Annotated in this window: 1 protein-coding gene; it reads right to left on the reverse strand. The window is 28.7% G+C overall.

The window, feature by feature from the left end:
* Positions 1–1,167: 1,167 nt before the first annotated feature.
* The gene (locus tag ABWO04_RS11245) at positions 1,168–1,551 is read right to left on the reverse strand and encodes an HU family DNA-binding protein (RefSeq protein ID WP_353079781.1); all 384 of its coding nucleotides are present in this window, start codon (positions 1,549–1,551) and stop codon (positions 1,168–1,170) included.
* Positions 1,552–2,310 lie beyond the last annotated feature (759 nt).

Genomic DNA, 2,310 nt, shown 5'->3' on the forward strand with positions numbered 1-2,310 from the left:
TACTATTTCTATATATTGTTTTTAATTCTTTTAATGTTGCATCTCTGGTAACATTAAGTAACTTTCTGTACCCAATAATTTTCTGTGTAGTCATATAATTTTGAAAATAAAAGTGCAAAAGTAGTGATTTATTCTTTAATTATACAATAAAAAAAAACCAATGCTAAAACTTAATCATTTGTTGATGAATTAATTAAATAACGCTACTCATTTCTGAATACCTTATTTAGTAAACTTCTCAGCCGAGATATCGAACAATTTGTAAAATGATTTTCATAAGATTCTAAACATCATATTCTATGCGTTTTATTATCTAATAAATTAAAGCAATCATTTTCTTTGCATATCTATCCAAGTTTTATTTTGATAGAGGACCTGTGAATTATGAAACGCATTATCGTAAACAAATGTATATTTAGTTAAATTATGAAATAATGCTATAACCATTTATTGAAAGAATATGATAATTTTACTAACAAGTGAGATAACTTTATTAGCAAGTTCGGTTTTGGTGTTAATACTTTCAATAATTTTTTTCCGATTTGGAGTTTATTTTTTTCTCAATTGTTTTATTTTTAAAAATCACTTGGTTTTGCTATTTTTTCATCTGCAAGTTCCAGAAATTCAGATTTACTTAAATCAAAACTATATTTTGAAAAAGCTATAATTATTTGTGCAGAATTATGATTTTTAATAGTTTAAAATAAACCAATGTAGAATGATTTCTACAAAATTTCAGTTTGTAGTATGTAGTTTTGAATTTTATTAAAAAAATTTTGATTATTTTATTGGTATTAAACTATTTTAGTTTTAATTTTACATCGTATATATCGATACGAATAGCGGGAACTATTCGAGGCTTTCGAAAGAAATTTAGCTCAAAAGCGGGTAACTAGCTCTATTTTTTGAGCTTTTTTTATGCTTTTTTGTCAACAGCAAATCGCTTTTTTGTACGTTTTTTGGTTGAATTTTAAGTCAATTTTGCTGTTTTATCTTTTTTTATTTTGTCTGGTGCTTTTTTTTGTCTTAACAAGTCGAGTTTTTCAATTCGTCAGGTTGAGTTGAAAAACTAGACAGGTGCAATTTGAACTGAATTTTATAAAAAAAAGCCCCGAACGCGGGAACGTTCGAGGCTTTCGGAAGAGACTTAATCTCAATAGCGGGTAACTAGCTCGCTTTTTGGTAACTTAAAGTACCTAACATTTGTTTCAGTTTTTTAGCTGGACGAAACAAAATACGACTTTTCTTGATGTCAGTTGCCTTAACATCTTCTTCCAAATCTTGTCCGTTAGCACTAACACTCACTTGAAACGTACCAACGTGACCTAATTTTACAATTCGGCCTTGGCTAAGTTCCATTAGCATATTTCGCTCTAAAGAACGTAAAACGGCATAGCAATCAGTGTCAGTTAAAGTACACTGATAGGCTATCATTTCTGCTAATGACTCTAAGGTAGTTTCACCATTTGCAATCGACGTTGCATAATACTTTTCAGGAGCTGTGATGTCCTGAGGATTCTTCTTAGGAAGAATTTTAAACTTAATACTCATTTTTTTAAATGTATTAAATTAATAATTAATTTTTTGCCTCTTGGAAATGCTCCGAAAAACTAACCTGACCTGCTTTACAAAGTTCAAAATAAATTTTGAGAATAGAAAGCGAAGGTTATTCACAATTTGACTTAGTTTTTAACAGAACAAGCCCGTTGTAAAAATACCAGTTTTAGCCCGTTAAGCCAATAAAATAAAGGGATAAGATATAAGTATTTATTCTTCTTTCTATTTTCTAGAAAATTTTATTGAAGTAATATTAAAAAAAACTCTAATTTACTTCAGAAGTTTATAGTTCGATATAAAAAAAGTTAAAAATAGCTACGAATTGAGTTGAACGAAATTATTTTTCTGAATATATATAAATATAAAAAGCATCAGATTTCACTGAAGCTTTTTTAGCAGCCCTTTCAGAGGGCATCTCGAACAATTTGCTAAGAAATTATGAGCAGTTTTTGGAATTTTTTTAATATAAAAAAACCTCTAAATTTCTTTAGAGGTTTTGATAAAACTTAGTAGCCCTTTCAGACAGCATCTCGAACAATTTGCTAAGAGATTATGAGAAGTTTTTGATGTTTTATGAAGCCAAAAAAACCTCTAAATTTCTTTAGAGGTTTTTGGTACGACATAGTAGCCTTGTCAGACAGCATCTCGAACAATTTACATAAAGATTATGAGCAGTTTTTGATGTTTTATGAAAGCAAAAAAACCTCTAAATTTCTTTAGAGGTTTTTGGTACGACATAGTAGCCTTGTCAGA

Source organism: Flavobacterium sp., assembly GCF_040382755.1.
Taxonomy (GTDB): Bacteria; Bacteroidota; Bacteroidia; order Flavobacteriales; family Flavobacteriaceae; genus Flavobacterium.

Coding starts and splice junctions, on each gene's coding strand:
- ABWO04_RS11245 (WP_353079781.1), bottom strand. CDS start 1,551: ATGAGTATTAAGTTTAAAATTCTTCCTAAGAAGAATCCTCAGGACATC.